The sequence below is a fragment of the Streptomyces sp. NPDC001828 genome (assembly GCF_042892175.1).
In the GTDB taxonomy this organism is placed as follows: Bacteria; Actinomycetota; Actinomycetes; order Streptomycetales; family Streptomycetaceae; genus Streptomyces.
In genome coordinates this window covers 99,594-117,665 of sequence record NZ_JBIATV010000007.1, presented here as the reverse complement: position 1 = coordinate 117,665, position 18,072 = coordinate 99,594, and the positions used below count along the sequence as shown (strand labels likewise).

The following is an 18,072-nucleotide window of genomic DNA, read 5'->3' as shown; positions in this document are numbered from 1 at the left end:
CGTCAACGCCCGGCGTTGCGCCGCACGAACGGCTTTGCCCTGGCGCCCACCTGCCTAGTACCGTGGGGGGCGATTGGTGACAGCCCGCAAGGCTGTGTCATCATCTGCACGCACCACTCGCACACGCGACGGTGTGCTGGAGGCGTCGCCTAGTCCGGTCTATGGCGCCGCACTGCTAATGCGGTTTGGGTCTTAAAGCCCATCGAGGGTTCAAATCCCTCCGCCTCCGCCAGCACCACCCGAAGCCCCGGCCCCACGGCCGGGGCTTCGCCCGTTCCCGGCCCCGCGCAACCCGCCATCCGGCCCAGCGTCCACCCCGCCCCCGCGCCCGCCGCGCCGCCCCCGGTTCGCTCACACAGAGACATTTCCGCAGGTCAGAGCCGGTCCGGCTAATGGATTTCGCGTCACGGCGCAGGTCATGTAATGTTGTTCTCGCAACGCCGACGGGGCAGAAAAAACCCCGGAAGCACAAGCACTCGTAGCTTAACGGATAGAGCATCTGACTACGGATCAGAAGGTTGCAGGTTCGAATCCTGCCGAGTGCACAGCAAGGCAGAGGCCCTCAGGAGAAATCCTGAGGGCCTCTGTCGTATGTCGTGGCGACGGTGACGACAGTGGTGAGCGAGGCGGTCCGGGGCCCGGATCGCACCCGGTGTTGTCAGTGGTGGGGGGTAGCTTCGAAGCGTGGCTGGGTTGTGGCGGTGTGTGGGGGTTCGGTGGGGTGAGGGTGGGGCGCGGCTTCGGTGGGAGGAGGGGCGTAGCAGTGCGTTGGAGTACGGGCGGGTCGTGGCGTTCCGGGTGGTGGGGGCGCGGAGCTGTGTGGGGGCGCGGGGGAATCCCTGTCCGGTGGGGGCGCCGGTGCCGGGGCGCGGTACGCAGGCGCGGTGTTCCGAGTGCGCTCGGCTCGACCGGGCTCATTCCGTCGCCGCCGATACGTATCTCGACGATCCGCGCACCTATCGGGTCTACCTCGCCTGGTTCGGGAGCGGGCTGCTCAAGGTGGGGATCACCGCCGAGGAGCGCGGGTCGGCCCGGTTGCTCGAACAGGGGGCCGTGGCGTTCTGCTGGCTCGGGCGCGGGCCCCTGATGGCGGCCCGGCGCTGTGAGGAGCTGCTCAGGGCGGCCCTCGGGGTGCCGGACCGGATTCCGTACGCCGAGAAGCGCGCGGTGCGGGCGCGGCTGCCCGGGGCCGAGGAGCGGGCGGCCGAGGTGGCGGGGCTGTATGCGCGGGCCGTCGCGCTGCCCGGATGGCCGGAGTCGTTGGAGCGGGTGGAGGGTCAAGTCGTCGATCACGGGCGCCAGTTCGGGCTCGATGGGTTGCCGGACGCCGCCGGCGTGGTTGCCGAGCTCGTGGACCAAGGGGTCGTCAGCGGGCGGCTGCTCGCGGCCGCCGGGCCCGATCTGCATCTGGACGCGGGGGCCGCGCGGGGTGTCCTCGTGCTGGATACGCGGCTCATGAGCGGGTGGGGGCTCGCCGCCCTCGGGCCCGACGAGCCCGCGTCCTTCACCGTTCCGGTGCGGGCGGTGCCCAAGGAGGAGGGCACGCAGGATTCGTTGTTCTGAGGGAGCGTGGGGACCACGGGGGTGGACAGGGCGGGGGCGGTCGGCCGAGGGTGAGGGCACGAGCGATCACGCCGGGCGCCGGGGTGCCCGCGATGCCGGCGCCGGGCGGGAGGAACGGTCTTGAGCGGGAGCGGGAGCGGGAGCGGTGAAGGCGGGGCGGTCCGGGCGTTTTGGGGGCGGCTCGGGGTCCCCGGGCTCGTCGACGTCCACACGCATTTCATGCCGGAGCGGGTGCTCGCCAAGGTGTGGGAGTACTTCGACTCCGCCGGGGAGCTGGTGGGCGGGGTCGAGTGGCCCATCACCTATCGGGAGGAGGAGGCCGAGCGGGTGCGGCTGCTCCGGGAGGAGTTCGGGGTGCTCGCCTTCACCTCGATGATCTACCCGCACAAGCCCGGGATGGCCGAGTGGCTCAACGGGTGGAGCGTCGGGTTCGCCGGCCGGACCCCGGGCTGTCTGCACACCTCCACGTTCTTTCCGGAGCCGGGCGTCGAGGGATATGTGCGGGACGCGCTCGACGCCGGCGCCCGGATCTTCAAGTCCCATGTACAGGTGGGGAGTTACGACCCGGCGGATCCGTTGCTCGACCCCGTCTGGGGGCTGCTCGCCGAGGCCGGGGTGCCGGTCGTCACGCACTGCGGGTCCGGGCCCGCGCCCGGGAAGTACACCGGTCCGGGGCCGGTCGGGCGGGTGCTCGCGCGCCATCCCCGGCTGCGGCTGATCGTCGCGCACATGGGGATGCCGGAGTACGCCGACTTCCTCGACCTCGCCGAGACGTACGGGGAGGTCAGGCTCGACACGACGATGGCGTTCACCGACTTCAGCGAGCGGACCGCGCCGTTCCCCGTGCGGGAGCTGGGGCGGCTGCGGGATCTGGGTGAGCGCGTACTGTTCGGCTCCGACTTCCCCAACATCCCGTACCCCTATCTCCATCAGCTTCAGGCGCTGGAGCGGCTCGGGCTCGGGGACGAGTGGCTGCGTGCCGTCTGCCATGACAATGCCGCTCGCCTCTTCGGGCTGCCGGACGCGAGCCCCGCGCCCGGCCCCGCGCCCGGCTCCGCGCCCGGCCCCGCGCCCGGCCCCGCGGGCTGAGCCGCGCACTTTCTCAGGCAAATCACAGGATCGGGCAAGGATGTTCTCACGGCCCCCTCACAGGGTGGGGCCATGACCGTTACCTCCTCGCCCCAGGGGCGGACCGAAATGCTGCGGCCGGACGGCAGCCCCGTGCGGGTGCTCGTCGTGGACGACGAGGCGCCGCTCAGCGAACTGCTCTCCATGGCGCTGCGCTACGAAGGCTGGGAAGTGCGCAGTGCCGGTGACGGGGCCGGGGCGGTGCGCGACGCCCGGGACTTCCGGCCGGACGCCGTGGTCCTCGACATCATGCTGCCCGACATGGACGGCCTCGCCGTCCTCGGGCGGCTGCGCCGCGAACTGCCCGACGTGCCGGTGCTGTTCCTCACCGCCAAGGACTCCGTGGAGGACCGGATCGCCGGGCTCACGGCGGGCGGCGACGACTACGTCACCAAGCCGTTCAGCCTGGAGGAGGTCGTGGCACGGCTGCGCGGCCTCATCCGCCGCTCCGGCACGGCCGCCCTGCGCAGCGAGTCCGTGCTCGCCGTCGGCGACCTCACGCTCGACGAGGACAGCCACGACGTGACCCGGGGCGGGGTCAACATCCACCTCACCGCGACCGAGTTCGAGCTGCTGCGCTTCCTGATGCGCAACCCGCGCCGGGTGCTCAGCAAGGCGCAGATCCTCGACCGGGTCTGGTCGTACGACTTCGGCGGGCAGGCCAACGTCGTCGAGCTCTACATCTCCTATCTGCGGCGGAAGATCGACGCCGGGCGCACCCCGATGATCCACACCCGGCGCGGCGCGGGATATCTGATCAAGCCCGGGGAGTAGACCGCGTGGGCAGGATCCGGCGGCCCTGGTCGCTGCGCACCCGGCTCGTGGTGTCGGCGGTCATGCTGCTCGCCGTGGTGGGTGCCGTCATCGGTACGGTGACCGTCCTCGCGATGGGCGCCAACCTCCAGGGCCAGCTGGACAACCAGCTGCGCGCCGGACTGCCCCTGCGCGCGATGGGTCACGCGGCCCAAGAGCAGCAGCAAGGACAGGGACAGCAGCAAGGACAGGGGCAGGGGCAGCGGCCGTCGGACGGCGACCGGCTCGACTTCATCGTCGGCAGGCCCGGACAGCCGCTGTCCACGGTCGGCGCGGGCGTCGCGGCCGACGGCTCGCTCACCGGGCTGCGCAGCACCCAGCCGGAACGCGAGGGCGAGAGCCGCACCGGGACGCTGTCCGCGGGGCAGACCGAGGCGCTGGCCGCCGTCCCCCAGGACGGCCGCGTGCACTCCGTCACGATCCCCGGCCTCGGTGACTACCGCGCCCTGTGGGACCCGGACCGTGCCATCGTGCTCGGCTTTCCCACCGACAAGCTCGACGCCACCGTCAACACCCTTGTAGTCGTGGTCATTTGCGTGACCGCGGCCGGGCTCGTCGCCGCAGGGATCGCGGGCGCGGCCATCGTCGGGGTGGCCCTGCGGCCGCTGCGCCGGGTCGCGGCCACCGCCACCCGGGTCTCCGAACTCCCCCTGCACAGCGGCGAGGTGGCGCTGCACGAGCGGGTGCCGGGGGCCGAGGCGGATGCCAGGACCGAGGTCGGCCAGGTGGGCGCGGCACTCAACCGGATGCTGGACCACGTCCACGAGGCGCTCAGCGCTCGGCAGGAGAGCGAGACGCGGGTGCGGCAGTTCGTCGCCGACGCCAGCCATGAGCTGAGGACGCCGCTCGCCTCCATCCGGGGCTACGCCGAGCTGACCCGGCGCGGCCGCGAGGACGTCGGGCCCGACACCCGGCACTCGCTCGGCCGCATCGAGTCGGAGGCGGCGCGCATGACCGGCCTGGTCGAGGACCTGCTACTGCTCGCGCGCCTCGACGCCGGACGGCCGCTCTCGTACGAGAGCACCGATCTCTCGGCGCTTGTGGTGGACGTCGTCGGGGACGCGCACGCCGCCGGGCAGGGCCACACCTGGCGGCTCGAACTTCCGCCGGAGCCGGTCGCCGTGCGCGGGGACCGGGGGCGGCTCCAGCAGGTCCTGGTCAACCTGCTCGCCAACGCCCGTACGCACACTCCGCCGGGGACGACCGTCACCGCCCGGGTCGAGCCGCGCGGGCCCGAGGTCGCCGTCGAGATCGAGGACACCGGCCCCGGCATCCCGCCCGAGCTGCTGCCGCACGTCTTCGAACGGTTCGCGCGCGGGGACGCGTCCCGCTCCCGCAACGCCGGTTCCACCGGGCTGGGCCTGGCCATCGTGCAGGCCGTCGTCACCGCGCACGGCGGGCGGGTGGGCGTACGGAGTGGGCCCGGGCGCACGGTGTTCGAGGTCCTCCTGCCGGCGCGGGACCATGCCCCGGACGCCCGCCCCGGGCGGGACCCGGACGACCCCCGCCCGGCGCGGAACCCGGGCAGCCGTCCCGCGCGAGCCGCGCTGCCGCCCCGCACCTCACAGGCTGAGCACAGGCCGACCACACAGGTGTGACAGCGCGGCTCGCGAGGGTCGGCGTATGCCAACCGAACCCTCTGCCGCGACCGCGTCCCACGCCGCGCCCCACGCGGCGACCCCGGTACACCAGGTACACCAGGCAGACCAGGCAGACCAGATACATCCGGCACATCCGGCACATCCCGCGCATCCCGTGGCGCTTCCGGCCCGTCGGCATCTGCCGGTCCAGCCGGCCGGCGCTCCCGTCCTCGATGTGACGATCCCCGTCCACAACGAGGAGCGGGACCTGGAGCGGTGTGTGCGGCGGCTGCACGAGCACCTCGCGCGGACCTTTCCGTACGGTTTCCGGATCACGGTCGCCGACAACGCGAGTACGGACTCGACTCCCGTCATTTCCAGGAGACTTGAGCGGGAGATGCCGCAGGTGCGGGCCTTCCGTCTTGAGGAGAAGGGGCGCGGGCGGGCACTGCGGACGGTGTGGTCGGCCTCGGACGCGCCGGTGCTCGCGTACATGGACGTGGACCTGTCCACCGACCTCAACGCGCTGCTCCCGCTGGTCGCGCCGCTCATCTCGGGGCACTCCGACCTCGCGATCGGCTCGCGCCTCGCGCGTTCCTCGCGGGTGGTGCGGGGCGCCAAGCGGGAGTTCATCTCGCGTACGTACAACCTGATCCTGCGCGGTTCGCTCGCGGCGCGGTTCTCGGACGCCCAGTGCGGATTCAAGGCGATCCGGCGCGATGTGGCGCAGCGGCTGCTGCCGATGGTCGAGGACACCGGGTGGTTCTTCGACACCGAGATGCTGGTGCTCGCCGAGCGGGCCGGGCTCCGCATCCACGAGGTGCCGGTGGACTGGGTCGACGACCCGGCCAGCACCGTGCACATCGTCAGCACGGCGATGGACGACCTGAAGGGCGTGTGGCGGATCGGGCGGGCGCTCGCCGTCGGGGCGCTGCCGCTGGACCGGCTCTCGCGGCCGTTCGGCGACGACCCCAGGGACCGGCAGCTCAGCGGGGTGCCCGGCGGGCTCGCCCGGCAGCTCGTCGGGTTCTGCGTGATCGGCGCGCTCTCCACCCTCTTCTACCTCGCCCTGTACTCGCTCTCGCGCACCGTCATGGGTCCCCAACTCGCCAACGCGGTGGCCCTGTTGGTGTCGGCCGTCGCCAACACCTCGGCCAACCGGCGGCTCACCTTCGGGGTGCGCGGCCGGGACCGGGCGATGCGCCACCAGGCGCAGGGACTCGTGGTGTTCGCCATCGGGCTCGCCCTGACCAGCGGCTCGCTCGCGGCGCTCGACGCGGCCAGTGCCGATGCCGCGCACTCCACCGAGGTGGCCGTCCTGCTCGCGGCGAACCTCGCGGCCACGGTGCTGCGCTTCCTGCTGTTCCGCGCCTGGGTGTTCCCCGACCGCGCGGACCCCGTACCCGCGACCGATGCCACCCCGCGCCCCGCGAGCACCCCGCACCCCACGGACCTCGCGGCCACCCCACCCCACACCGACCTCGCGGCCACCCCGCACCACGCCGACCCGAAGGGCGACGCACGATGACCACGACCTCCCCCCTGGCCGATCCGCGCGAGGGGGTCGCGGCGGCCGGAACCCGGGCCGCCCGGAACCGGCTGTGGCGCGGCCGCCCCGACGACCCTGCCTGGGCGCGGCCCGCGCTCCTCGCGCTGCTCGCCGTCACCTGCGCCGCCTACCTGTGGAACCTCAGCGCCTCCGGGTACGCGAACTCCTTCTACTCGGCGGCCGTCCAGGCGGGCAGCCAGAGCTGGAAGGCGTTCTTCTTCGGCTCGCTCGACGCGGCCAACGCGATCACCGTCGACAAGCCCCCGGCCGCGCTGTGGCCGATGGCCCTTTCGGTACGCCTCTTCGGCCTCGGCTCCTGGCAGATCCTGCTGCCGCAGGTGCTGATGGGCGTGGGCACGGTCGCCGTCCTGTACGCGGCCGTGCGGCGCCGGTTCAGTCCGGCGGCGGGGCTGATCTCCGGCGCGGTGCTCGCCCTGACGCCGGTCGCGGCGCTGATGTTCCGCTTCAACAACCCGGACGCGCTGCTGGCGCTCCTGATGACGGTCACCGTGTACTGCGTGCTGCGCGCCCTGGAGGACGCCCGCACCAAGTGGCTGGTGTGGGCCGGGGTCGCGATCGGCTTCGCGTTCCTGACCAAGACCCTGCAGGCCTTCCTGATCCTGCCACCGCTCGCGCTCCTGTACGCGGTGTGCGCGCCCACCTCGGTACGCCGTCGGCTCGGCCAACTCTCCCTGGCAACCGGGGTTTTGATCGTGTCGGGCGGCTGGTGGGTGGCGGCCGTCGAGCTGTGGCCCAAGTCGTCGCGCCCGTACATCGGGGGCTCGCAGCACAACTCCTTCCTGGAGCTCACCTTCGGCTACAACGGGCTCGGCCGCCTCAGCGGCGACGAGACGGGCAGCGTCGGCGGCGGGGCCGCGCGGCCCGGCGGCATGGAACTCCCGGCGGGTATGCGGCCGGGTGGCGGCGGGGGCGGTGGCGGTGGCTGGGGTGCGACCGGCATCGGGCGGATGTTCAACTCCGAGGTGGGCAGCCAGATTTCGTGGCTGCTTCCGGCGGCGCTGCTCCTGCTGATCGCCGGGCTCGTCGTCACCTGGAAGGCCAAGCGCACGGACACCGCGCGGGGCGCGTTCCTCGCCTGGGGCGGGGCGCTCCTCATGACCGCCGTGATCTTCAGCTTCATGGCGGGGATCTTCCACCAGTACTACACGGTGGCCCTCGCCCCCTACATCGCCGCCCTGGTCGGCATGGGCGTCACGGTCCTGTGGGAGGAGCGCTCGCGGATCGGCGCCGCGCTCGCGCTCGCGGTGACGGTGGCGGCCACCGCGATCTGGTCGTACGTGCTGCTCGGGCGCACCCCCGATTATCTGCCGTGGCTGCGCTGGGCCGTGCTGATCGGCGGCCTCGCGGCGGCCGTGGGCCTCGCACTCGCGGGACGGCTGAACCGCAGGGCCGCGTTGGGTGTCGCCGGTCTCGGCCTCGCGGCCTCGCTCGCCGGGCCGGCCGCGTACGCGGTGAGCACCCTCGACACCGGGCACACCGGCTCGATCGTCACGGCGGGCCCCGCCGGGGCGAGCATGGGCGGGCCCGGGGGCGGCGGCGGCCGGATGCGGTTCGGCGGCGGGCCGGGCGCGGGACCCGGCGCCGGGCAGACAGGCGGCCGGGCCGGTGGCCAGACCGGTGGGCAGAACCGCGGATGGCCGGGCCGAGGCGCCGGCCAGGGTCAGGGCGTGCCCGGTGGCGGAACGGGTCAGCCGCCCACCGCGCCCGGCCAGAACGGCGGGACGCAGGGCCGGCCCGGCACGGGCACCGGTGAGCGCGGCGGCACGGGCGCCATGGGCGGCGGCATGGGCGGTCTTCTGGACGGCGCCAAGGTGAGCGCCGAGGCGCGGGCACTCCTGAAGAAGAACGCGGACCAGTACACCTGGGCCGCGGCCGCCATCGGCTCGCAGAACGCCGCGAGCTACCAACTCGCGACGCAGGAGCCCGTGATGGCGATCGGCGGCTTCAACGGCAGCGATCCGTCGCCGACCCTGGCCCAGTTCAAGAAGTACGTGGCCGACGGGAAGATCCACTACTTCGTCTCCGGCGGCGGCGGAATGATGGGCGGTGGCGGCAGGTCCGGCGGAAGCGCCATCACCAGCTGGGTGGAGTCCTCCTTCAAGAAGGTGACGGTCGGCACCGCCACCTTCTACGACCTGACCTCACCCGTCGGCTGACCGGGCGCCGGAGAGCCGGCCTCACGCGGGGGCCGGCGCGCTCACCGGCGCAGCAGGAGATCGGCGACGACCGGGCGGTGGTCCGAGGCGAGTGTCTCGGCCACCGCCGCGTCGCGTACCCGTACCGCTCCCTTCTGGACGGCCACGTAGTCGATCCGGCGGTCCGGAACATCGGCGGGGAAGCTGTTGGCGCCGGGCTCGGCATCGGTCAACTGCCGCCATAGTGGGGCGAGTTCGGGGGCCGAGGGTACGGCGTTGAAGTCCCCGAGCAGGATCTTGCGGGCCCCGCGGCCGGCGTTCATGATGCGGCGGGTGTCGGCGACCTGCGCGACCCGGACCGCCGGATCGCCCCGGTAGTCGAGGTGGGTGACGTACACATGGACCGGCACCCCGCGCACCCGAAGCCGCACCTCGCCGAAGCCGGGTGCGGGTGCGGGCACGGGGTTGGGCACCTGGGTGGAGAGCCGGGTGATCTCGTGGTTCGCGGCGCCCAGGATCGCGTACCGGGAGAGCACCGCGACGCCGAACTCCCTTCGCGGGCCGCCCGGTCGGTCCGGAGCCAAGCTGTATATCGGCGCGAACGAGACGTGCATGCCGAGCCGGGCCGCGAGTTCGGCGGCCACATCACGGCCCTGGCTGCGCGCGCCCCAGTGCACATCGACCTCTTCGAGGCCGATCACGTCCGCGTGCAGCGCGCGCAGCGCCGCCGCCTGCCGGTCGAGGTCGAAGACGTCGTCCATCCCGGCGCCCGCGTGGATGTTGTACGTCGCCACCCGCAGCGGTACCCGCTCACCGGCTCCGGGGCCCGGGGCCGCGTGCGCCGGGGGCGCGAGCGCGAGCCCCGACAGAGCTGTCGCCAGGGCAAGCCGGGCTGCCCGACCGTGGAGCGTGGAAAGCCTCGCCATGGGAGTTCCCTTCACTCGTCCGTCCGCCGTCCATCCCGCACGCGCCCCCGCACGCCATGCTCACCGTAATTGGCTTTACGGCGTAGAAGTCCAGCCTTACGGTGTACAACGACGGCATCGATATACGCCGTACAAGAAAGCCGTACAAGAAGCCGTACGGGAAAGCCGTACAAGAAACCGGGGGCCACCTTGACCGCGACGACGACAGCCGAGAAACCCACCTCACCCACCGGGCACCCGCAGCGCTGGCTCATCCTCGGCGTCATTTGCGTGGCCCAGCTGACGGTGCTGCTCGACAACACCGTCCTCAACGTCGCCATCCCCTCACTCACCACCTCGCTCGGCGCGTCCACCGCCGACATCCAGTGGATGATCAACGCGTACTCGCTGGTCCAGTCCGGGCTGCTGCTCACCGCGGGCAGCGCGGCCGACCGCTACGGCCGCAAGAAGATGCTCGCGGCGGGACTCGCGCTCTTCGGCATCGGCTCGCTGGCGGCGGGCCTCGCGCAGAACGCGGAGCAGCTCATCGCCGCCCGCGCGGGCATGGGCATCGGCGGGGCGCTCCTGATGACCACCACGCTCGCCGTCGTCGTGCAGATCTTCGACGACGAGGCCCGGATCAAGGCCATCGGCATCTGGGCCACCGTCAACTCGCTCGGATTCGCGGCCGGTCCGCTCATCGGCGGGGTCATGCTCGACCACTTCTGGTGGGGCGCGATCTTCCTGGTGAACATCCCGGTCGCGGTCATCGGCCTGGTGGCCGTGCTCGTGCTGATCCCGGAATCGAAGAACCCCCTCGGCGACCGGCCCGACCTGCTCGGGGCGCTGCTCTCCACCGTCGGCATGACCGGGGTGGTCTACGCGATCATCTCCGGGCCCGGCCATGGCTGGCTCTCCGGCCATGTGCTGGCCTCGGCGGCCGTCGGGATCGTGTTCCTCGCGGCCTTCGTCCGCTGGGAGCTGTCCATCGAGCACCCGATGCTGGACATGCGCTTCTTCCGCGACCAGCGGTTCGTCGGCGCGGTCGCCGGGTCGATCCTCGTCGCCTTCGGCATGGGCGGCTCGCTCTTCCTGCTCACCCAGCACCTTCAATTCGTGCTCGGCTACGGCCCGTTGGAGGCGGGGCTGCGCACCGCGCCGCTCGCGCTCAGCGTCGTCCTGCTGAACATGTCGGGCGTCGGCGCGAAGCTGGTCACCAAGGTCGGCACCCCGCGCGCCATCGCCATCGGCATGACCGCGACCGCGGCCGGGCTCGCCTCGATCGCGCTGCTCGGCGGCCACAGCTACGGCGGCACGCTGCTCGGCCTGGTCGTGATGGGCGCCGGCATCGCGCTCTCCATGCCGGCCATGGCCAACGCCATCATGAGCGCGATCCCGCCGGAGCGGGCGGGCGTGGGCGCGGGCGTGAACGGGACGCTGGGCGAGTTCGGCAACGGGCTCGGCGTCGCGGTGCTCGGCGCGGTCCTCAACTCGCGGTTCGCGGCGCTCGTTCCGGTGGCCGCGGCCTCGCTCCCGGCGGCCCTGGCCGCCGCCGGTGACGACGCCGAGCGGGGCCGGATCGCCGACGCGTTCGCCTCGGGCCTGGAGGCCAGTCAGCTGGTCGGGGCGGTCGCGGTGCTCGCGGGCGGGCTGCTCGCGGCGGTCCTGCTGCACCGCGCCGAACGATCCGCGCCCGCGCCCGCCGGGGCGGCTCCCGCAGCATAGCATCGTCGGGGGTGGGAGCCCCGAATTCCGGACATGACCTGATGGGTCGGCAGAAGCAAGGACCGAGGAGGGCAGCGATGGTGTCAGCGGCGGACCGTACGAAGGATGCGGCGCGTACCAGCGTGTGGCTCGGGAGCAAGGCGAGTCACCGGGTGCGCCGCGCGGAGGCGCCCGAGGGCGGGCCCGTGCTCGACCGGGACCGGATCACCGCCGAGGCCGTACGCCTCCTCGACGCCGAGGGCGCCGTCAAGTTCTCCATGCGGCGCCTCGCGGCCGAACTCGGGGTCACCGCGATGTCCCTGTACTGGTACGTCGACAACAAGGACGACCTCCTCGAACTCGCCCTGGACGCGGTGTTCGCGGAGATCGAACTGCCCGACATGGACGACGAGTCGGCCGACTGGCGCGATCAGCTCCGCACGGTCGTGGTGGGCTACCGCGCGATCTTCGTCCGCCACTCGTGGGCGTCGGCGCTGATCGGCCGCTACCTCAACATCGGCCCGAACTCGATGGCCTTCTCGCGCACGGCCCAGCGCATCCTGTCCCGCACGGGGCTGCCCGCGCACGGGCAGACGGGCGGGCTCGCGGCGGTGTTCCAGTTCGTGTACGGGTTCGGCACGATCGAGGGCACGTTCGTGCAGCGGTGTGCGGACGCGGGGCGTACGCAGGACGAGTTCTTCGCGGAGGCGATGGGGGCGCTGGCCTCCCAGCCCTCGTACCGGGACCAGTTCGCCGATGCGGCGGAGCTGATGGCCGCGCGGGGTGGGGAGACGGTGCAGGAGATGCGGCAGCGCGACTTCGACTTCGCGCTGACCCTGCTGATCGCCGGCATCGAGGCCCTGAGCACGCCCTGACCCCCCTGGGGGCTCGCTGAAATGCCCGATGCGGGCCCGCACCAAGGCCTTTGGGGGCGCGGGGAACTGCGCGACCAGCCACGCACGGTGGACGGACGAAAGCGGGGTCAGGGGCGCGGGGAACTGCGCGAACGGCCCGCGCAGTTCGGCCCCCGGCCCCCGGGCATCCCGGGTCGGCCCCCGGCCCCCGGGCATCCCGGGTCGGCCCCCGGCCCCCGGGCATCCCGGGTCGGCCCCCGGCCCCCGGGCCCCGGGCCCGGGCATCCCGGGCTACGCGGTCGGCAGGGTTTCGCCCTGGACGGTCTGGATGTCCAGCTCGACCTTCAGCGTCGTGCCGATCGCCGAGATCCCCGCCTGCACCACCTGGTTGTAATTCATCGCGAAGTCCTCGCGCCGCAGCTCCGCCGTCGCCCGGTACGCCGCCCGCACCCCGCCCCACGGGTCGGGACCCGTACCGAGGTACGACAGGTCGAGGTCGACCTCGCGGACCACCCCGTGCAGGGACAGCTCACCCCGCACGGTCCAGCGGTCCGGCCCGGCCGGGACCAGGTCGGTGCTGCGGTAGGTGATCTCGGGGAAGCGCTCGACGTCCAGGAAGTCACCGGACTTCAGGTGCCCGTCCCGCATGGCGTTCCCCGTGTCGATCGAGGCCGCGCCGATGACCGCCTCGACCCGCGACTTCTCCAGGTCCTCCGCGATCTCGATGCGTCCGCCGAACTCCCCGAACCGCCCGTGCACGCTGGAGATGCCCAGGTGCTGGGCGACCGCGCCGACCGACGAGTGCGCCGGGTCGATCGTCCAGGGGCCCGGCGGCGGCAGCTCGACGCCGCCCTGCCGGGCCAGCACCACCGTGCCGACCGAGGCCCGTCCGCTCGCCGTCACCAGCGCCGTGGAGGCGGCCGGCGCGTACCCCACGGCCGTCACGATCACCGTGTACGGGCCGGGGGCGAGGGCCACGTCCGCCGACACCGAGCCGTCCTCCGACGCCGAGGCGCGCAGCACCTGCGTGCCGGTCATGTCGGTCATCGTCACCACGGCGTGCGAAACGGCCCAGCCGTCGCGCGTCCGTACCTGTGCCCGCAGTCCCATCCCGTTTTCTCTCCTCTTCAAGTGCAGAAGCCTCTTGGGGTCAAAAGGCCGGGCCCCGGGGCGGGACGGCCGGCCGTCCCCTGCCCGCCGCCCCGGTCCCGGGGCCCATTTCCACGCCGGCCACGGTTCGGCTTCCGCTCGAAGCCGAACCGCACCCGGGGGTCCGGGGGCACCCGGACGGCCAGGCCGGGCTCGCGGGGCCCGGCACGCGCCCTGATCCGGCCTGACCGACCGGGTGCCCCCAACTACTCGCCGGGGTGGGCGAGTTCGATGTCGTGGCCGTCGACACCGCGGCCGGCCACGGTCAGCGAGCCGGCCACCGGCGGGTAGCCGGTCGCGATGACCGTGTACTCGCCGGAGTTCAGGTCGGCGAAGGCGTACGCGCCGTCGTCGCCCGTGGTGGCGTTGGCGACCACGTTGCCCGCCGCGTCGAGCAGCGTGACGCGGGCGTCGGCCAGCGGACGGCGGTCGCCGCCGCCCCGGATCGTGCCCTGGACCAGTGCGCCGGCCTGAAGGGCGGCCTCGACGCGGGTCACGCCGTAGCCCGAGATCTCCACCGGCAGGGCCAGCGGGCGGAAGCCGTCCGCGTTGACCGCCACGGTCACCTGGCCCGGGACCAGCTCACCGAAGGTGAACTCGCCGGCCGCGCCGGACTTCCCGGTGGCCAGCAGATCGCCGCGCACATCGGTCACGATCACCATCGCGCCCTCGACCGGAGCCCCGGTCTCGGCCGCCTTCACCGCACCGGCGAGGCCGCTGGTGCCGGACAGGAGGATGTCGTAGGCGAGCGCCTCGACGCCGACCACGATGGTCGAGGCCTGCGGCTGGAAGCCGTCGGCGGCCGCGATCAGGACGTAGCTGCCGGCGCCCGGCGCGGCGAGCAGGTACCCGCCGTCGGGGCCCGCGACCGCGCGGCCGAGCTGGCTGCCGCCGAGCGAGATCAGCGTGACGGCGGCGGAGGCGACGGGCGCCCCCTCGGCCGCACGGACCGTGCCGCGCACCGGAACACCGTCGAGGACGGGGGCGGTGAGCGTCTCGGCCACCGTCTCGGCCACCGGGGCGGCCTCAACTGCCGCCGCCTGGGCGGGAACCTGGGCGGGAGCCGGAGCGGCGGCGGGCGCCTGCTCGGACTCGGCGGCGCCTACCGCTCGGGTGCGCAGCGGGATCTCCTTGATGAAGATGGTGATCAGGAAGGCGAGCAGCGCGCACGGCGCCGCGTACAGGAACACATCGCCGACACCGTGTCCGTACGCGCTCTCGATGACGGTGCGGATCGGCGCGGGCAGCGTCGCGAGGTCCGGGATGGTGCCGGAGCCGCTGCTGCTCTTGGCCGCCGCGGCGCCCTGCGGGCCGAGCGCGGTGAGGCCGTCGGTGACGTAGTGGCTGACCCGGTTGGCCATGACCGCGCCGAGCGCCGAGACGCCCACCGCACCACCGAGGGAGCGGAAGAAGACGACGACGGAGGAGGCCGAGCCGAGGTCGGCGGGGGAGACCTGGTTCTGGGTGCACAGCACGAGGTTCTGCATCATCATGCCGATGCCGAGGCCCATGAGCGCCATGTAGATGGCGAGGTGCCAGTACGGGGTGTCGTAGCGCATCGTGCCGAGCAGACCGAGCCCCGCCGTCACGAGGACGCCGCCGCTGACCAGCCACGCCTTCCACTTGCCGGTCTTGGTGATGACCTGTCCTGAGACGGTGGACGCGATGAAGAGTCCGCCGATCATCGGGATCGTCATGACACCGGACATCGTCGGCGTCTTGCCGCGCGCCAGCTGGAAGTACTGCGAGAAGAAGACCGTGCCGGCGAACATCGCCACACCCACGAAGAGCGAGGCGAGCGAGGCGAGGGTGATGGTGCGGTTGCGGAAGAGGCGCAGCGGGATGATCGGCTCGCTGGCCTTCGACTCGGCGAACACGAACAGCGCGCCGAGCAGGACCGAGCCGCCGACCATCGCGTAGGTCTGCCACGAGATCCAGTCGTACTTGTTGCCCGCGAAGGTCACCCAGACCAGGAGCAGCGAGACCGCGGCGCTGATCAGGAAGGCGCCGGTCCAGTCGACCTTGACGTCCCGCTTCACGACGGGGAGCTTCAGGGTCTTCTGGAGCACGATGAGCGCGATGACCGCGAACGGCACACCGACGTAGAAGCACCAGCGCCAGCCGAGCCAGCTGGTGTCCGTGATCAGACCGCCGAGCAGCGGGCCGCCGACGGTCGCGACCGCGAACGTGGCGCCGAGGTAGCCGCTGTAACGGCCGCGCTCACGCGGCGAGATCATGGCGGCCATGATGATCTGGGCGAGCGCGGAGAGACCGCCCACGCCGATGCCCTGGAACACCCGGCAGGCGATGAGCATGCCCGAGCTCTGGGACAGACCGGCCACGATGGAACCGGACACGTAGATGACCAGGGCTATCTGGACCAGCAGCTTCTTGCTGAACAGGTCCGAGAGCTTGCCCCACAGCGGGGTGGTGGCGGTCATCGCGAGCAGCGACGCCGTGACGACCCAGGTGTAGGCGGACTGGCCGCCGCCCAGGTCGCTGATGATGTGCGGCAGGGCGTTGGAGACGATCGTCGAGGACAGGATGGCGACGAACATGCCGAGCAACAGCCCGGACAGCGCCTCCATGATCTGCCGGTGAGTCATCGGCGCGCCACTCTCGGACGGCGTGTGCCCTCCGTGCTTGGCGTGGCCGCCCCGCACACCGGCTGGTGTGGTCGTAGCCATGAAGTTCCTTGTCTTGTACGTCTGTTGGGCGGGTGTACGGGTGTGGTGCGTACTGCTTGGTGCCGCGTATCGCGTGGTGCTAAGCGGGTGTACGGGTCGGCGGACGGGTCTCGGGGCCCCGGACGTGGGGTGCCCGGCAGTCCCCGAAGGAGTCGCGCAGGCGCGCCAGCATCGTGTTGAGCTGCCCGACCTCGTCGTCGGTCCAGTCCTTGAGGGTGTGCGCGAACATCTCCGTGGTGCGCAGGCCGAGATCGTCGATCATGGTCTGGCCCGTGGGCGTGAGCCGCAGGATGCGCGAGCGCTTGTCGGCGGGGTCGGCGGACCTTTCGATCCAGCCCCGCTGGGCGACGTGCGCGACATGACGGCTCGTCACCGACATGTCCACCGCGAGGAGTTCGGCGAGCTTGCTGATCCGCATCTCGCCGTGGCGCTCCAGGAGGGTCAGCACGGCGGCCGAGCCGGCGGGGCACTCGGGCGGCAGGATCCGCGCGAGCCCGCGCTTGACCGCGCCGATCGCGCTGAGCTGCCGGGCCAGCTCCTCGTAGTGACTCTGTGCGGCCATGGACACCTCCCGAAATCTTGTTGCTTCGGGCAACCATAAGATTGTTGGTTGCCGAAGGCAAACTAAATCGGGGGGTTGGCGGCAAAGGAAACGCAAAGGCTTCGCATATGAAAACCCAAGACGCAGGTCGGGGGCTTGCGGACGCTCTTGCGGGGTGATCGGGAAGGGGTGGTGAGGGGGTGGTGACGGCGGCGCGGGCCTCGTGTGCGGAGGTGCCCCGGGCGGCGCCGGAGCCGCCTCGCGGGCGCGTTCGCGCGGGGGCGGGGGTTGGGCCGGACCCCCATCTTCGCTAGGGTCCTGCCCCATGGCACACAACCCCCACGCACCCCAGGGTCCCGAGGGCAACTACGACCCGGCGGGCTCCACGCAGATGTTCCGCGCCTTCGTCGACGAGGGCGTCCCCCAGGGCCGCCAGCCGGCCACCCCCGCCGCGGCCGCCGCGGGCCCGCGCGTGGGCCTGATCGTCGGCGTGGTCGCCGTGATCGTGGTCCTGGCGGCGGTCGCCTGGCTGGCCCTGGGCTGAGCGGCCGCCCGGCAGCGGCGAGTCCGGGGGCGCGGCCCCCGGCACCGCCCGGCCGGGCGGGGGCCCTACCCCCAACTGGCCGTCACGGCGCGGGTCTCCACATGCATCCCCAGCGGCACCCGCCACGCGTCCACACACACCCCGTACGTCCGTGAGGCGGACGCACCCGCGGCGATCGGCACCGGCAGCGGCTGAGTCGAGGTCCTGGTCGCCCAGTCCACTCCGAGCAGCCCGATGATGTGCGTCGCGAACACCACGCTGCCCGACGTCACCGCCGTACCGCCGGTGTTCCGGAACCGCACGGTGACGTTCTCGCACCAGCGCTGATCCCCGGCCGAACGGTTCGGCGCCCCGACATCGAGCACCGCGGGCCCGGCCGGCGGCGGGCTCGGCCTGCCCGGCGTACCGGGCGCCGAGGGCGTACCGGAAGGGCCGGAGGGCCCGCCGGACGAGCCCCCGGGGGTGCCCGGAGCGTCGGGAGTGCCAGGAGAGCCGGGTGTGGCCGAGGAGCCGCCCGGTGCTGAACGCCCGTTGCCCGCAGGAGAGTTGGGCGAGCCCGGGCTTACCGGGGCGCCCGGTCCGGGTGGAGTGCCAGGGGTTCCGGGCGCCCCCGGCGTGCCCGGCACGGAAGGCGTCGCGGGCGTGGAGTGCGTACCGGCGCCGCCGGACGGGGAGGCGGCGCCCGGCCCGTCCAGCGGGACCAGCTCCACCTTGCCCTGCGGTGGCACCGCGTGGTCCGGGGCCGAGGGTCCGGTGCCCGCGGCACCGACGGCCAGGTACCCGTCCCGGCCGCCGTCACCGGCACAGGCGGCGAGGGTGCCGCCGAGGCCGAGGAGCACCGCCGCCGGGACACCGATCAGCGCAGCACGTCGTCGCATCGCGCCAGTGTGTCTGACGGA

General features: G+C 72.7%; 14 protein-coding genes and 2 tRNA genes. 11 read left to right on the top strand and 5 right to left on the bottom strand.

All coding sequences use genetic code 11. The features are described from left to right. Positions 1-138 precede the first annotated feature (138 nt). The 8 genes from ACFYZA_RS20830 to ACFYZA_RS20795 all read left to right on the top strand — a co-directional run bounded on the left by ACFYZA_RS20830 (position 139) and on the right by ACFYZA_RS20795 (position 8,810). Positions 139-232, top strand: a tRNA-Ser gene (locus ACFYZA_RS20830). Between the two features lie 240 nt (positions 233-472). Next, positions 473-545: transfer RNA gene (locus ACFYZA_RS20825), tRNA-Arg, on the top strand. Between the two features lie 139 nt (positions 546-684). After that, positions 685-1,563 carry a DUF2797 domain-containing protein gene (locus ACFYZA_RS20820; protein WP_382582889.1) on the top strand — a complete coding sequence of 293 codons (879 nt, stop codon included), beginning with the start codon at positions 685-687 and terminating at the stop codon, positions 1,561-1,563. 120 nt (positions 1,564-1,683) lie between these two features. Beyond that, the gene (locus tag ACFYZA_RS20815; RefSeq protein ID WP_388492064.1) at positions 1,684-2,652 is read left to right on the top strand and encodes an amidohydrolase family protein; all 969 of its coding nucleotides are present in this window, start codon (positions 1,684-1,686) and stop codon (positions 2,650-2,652) included. Between the two features lie 72 nt (positions 2,653-2,724). Then, a complete protein-coding gene (locus ACFYZA_RS20810; protein ID WP_382582883.1) occupies positions 2,725-3,465 on the top strand; it encodes a response regulator transcription factor in 741 nt (246 codons plus the stop codon). A 62-nt stretch (positions 3,466-3,527) separates the two neighbouring features. Beyond that, entirely contained in the window at positions 3,528-5,102 is a 1,575-nt protein-coding gene (locus ACFYZA_RS20805) for a sensor histidine kinase (protein WP_388492272.1), read from the top strand. Between the two features lie 157 nt (positions 5,103-5,259). Then, complete coding sequence (locus ACFYZA_RS20800) at positions 5,260-6,612, top strand: glycosyltransferase (RefSeq protein WP_388492062.1); 1,353 nt, start codon at positions 5,260-5,262, stop codon at positions 6,610-6,612. Further along, positions 6,609-8,810: an ArnT family glycosyltransferase gene (locus ACFYZA_RS20795; protein ID WP_388492061.1), complete on the top strand. Its 2,202-nt coding sequence runs from the start codon at positions 6,609-6,611 to the stop codon at positions 8,808-8,810. The genes ACFYZA_RS20800 and ACFYZA_RS20795 overlap by 4 nt, the downstream gene beginning before the upstream one ends. A 41-nt stretch (positions 8,811-8,851) precedes the next feature. Here ACFYZA_RS20795 and ACFYZA_RS20790 read toward each other — a convergent pair whose 3' ends face one another. Beyond that, on the bottom strand, positions 8,852-9,715 hold the full coding sequence (locus ACFYZA_RS20790) for an endonuclease/exonuclease/phosphatase family protein (protein WP_388492059.1): 864 nt from the start codon (positions 9,713-9,715) through the stop codon (positions 8,852-8,854). 189 nt (positions 9,716-9,904) lie between these two features. Here ACFYZA_RS20790 and ACFYZA_RS20785 point away from each other — a divergent pair, with 189 nt between their 5' ends. Next, the gene (locus ACFYZA_RS20785) at positions 9,905-11,419 is read left to right on the top strand and encodes an MFS transporter (RefSeq protein ID WP_382582871.1); all 1,515 of its coding nucleotides are present in this window, start codon (positions 9,905-9,907) and stop codon (positions 11,417-11,419) included. A gap of 77 nt (positions 11,420-11,496) precedes the next feature. Next, positions 11,497-12,273 carry a TetR/AcrR family transcriptional regulator gene (locus tag ACFYZA_RS20780; RefSeq protein WP_388492058.1) on the top strand — a complete coding sequence of 259 codons (777 nt, stop codon included), beginning with the start codon at positions 11,497-11,499 and terminating at the stop codon, positions 12,271-12,273. Between the two features lie 270 nt (positions 12,274-12,543). On the opposite strand, the gene ACFYZA_RS20775 is transcribed toward ACFYZA_RS20780, so the two are convergent. From ACFYZA_RS20775 to ACFYZA_RS20765, 3 genes are all read right to left on the bottom strand, one after another. After that, positions 12,544-13,362, bottom strand: a complete 819-nt coding sequence (locus ACFYZA_RS20775) for a YceI family protein (RefSeq protein ID WP_382582866.1) — start codon at positions 13,360-13,362, stop codon at positions 12,544-12,546. A 245-nt stretch (positions 13,363-13,607) separates the two neighbouring features. After that, complete coding sequence (locus ACFYZA_RS20770; protein WP_388492056.1) at positions 13,608-16,088, bottom strand: MFS transporter; 2,481 nt, start codon at positions 16,086-16,088, stop codon at positions 13,608-13,610. A 79-nt stretch (positions 16,089-16,167) separates the two neighbouring features. Next, positions 16,168-16,650, bottom strand: coding sequence for a MarR family winged helix-turn-helix transcriptional regulator (locus ACFYZA_RS20765; RefSeq protein WP_382582861.1), 483 nt, complete (start codon positions 16,648-16,650; stop codon positions 16,168-16,170). Between the two features lie 304 nt (positions 16,651-16,954). Here ACFYZA_RS20765 and ACFYZA_RS20760 point away from each other — a divergent pair, with 304 nt between their 5' ends. Next, positions 16,955-17,173 (top strand): hypothetical protein, encoded by a 219-nt coding sequence (locus ACFYZA_RS20760; RefSeq protein ID WP_382582858.1) that lies wholly within the window; start codon positions 16,955-16,957, stop codon positions 17,171-17,173. A gap of 65 nt (positions 17,174-17,238) precedes the next feature. Here ACFYZA_RS20760 and ACFYZA_RS20755 read toward each other — a convergent pair whose 3' ends face one another. Further along, positions 17,239-18,051, bottom strand: a complete 813-nt coding sequence (locus ACFYZA_RS20755) for a hypothetical protein (RefSeq protein WP_388492054.1) — start codon at positions 18,049-18,051, stop codon at positions 17,239-17,241. Positions 18,052-18,072: the final 21 nt, after the last annotated feature.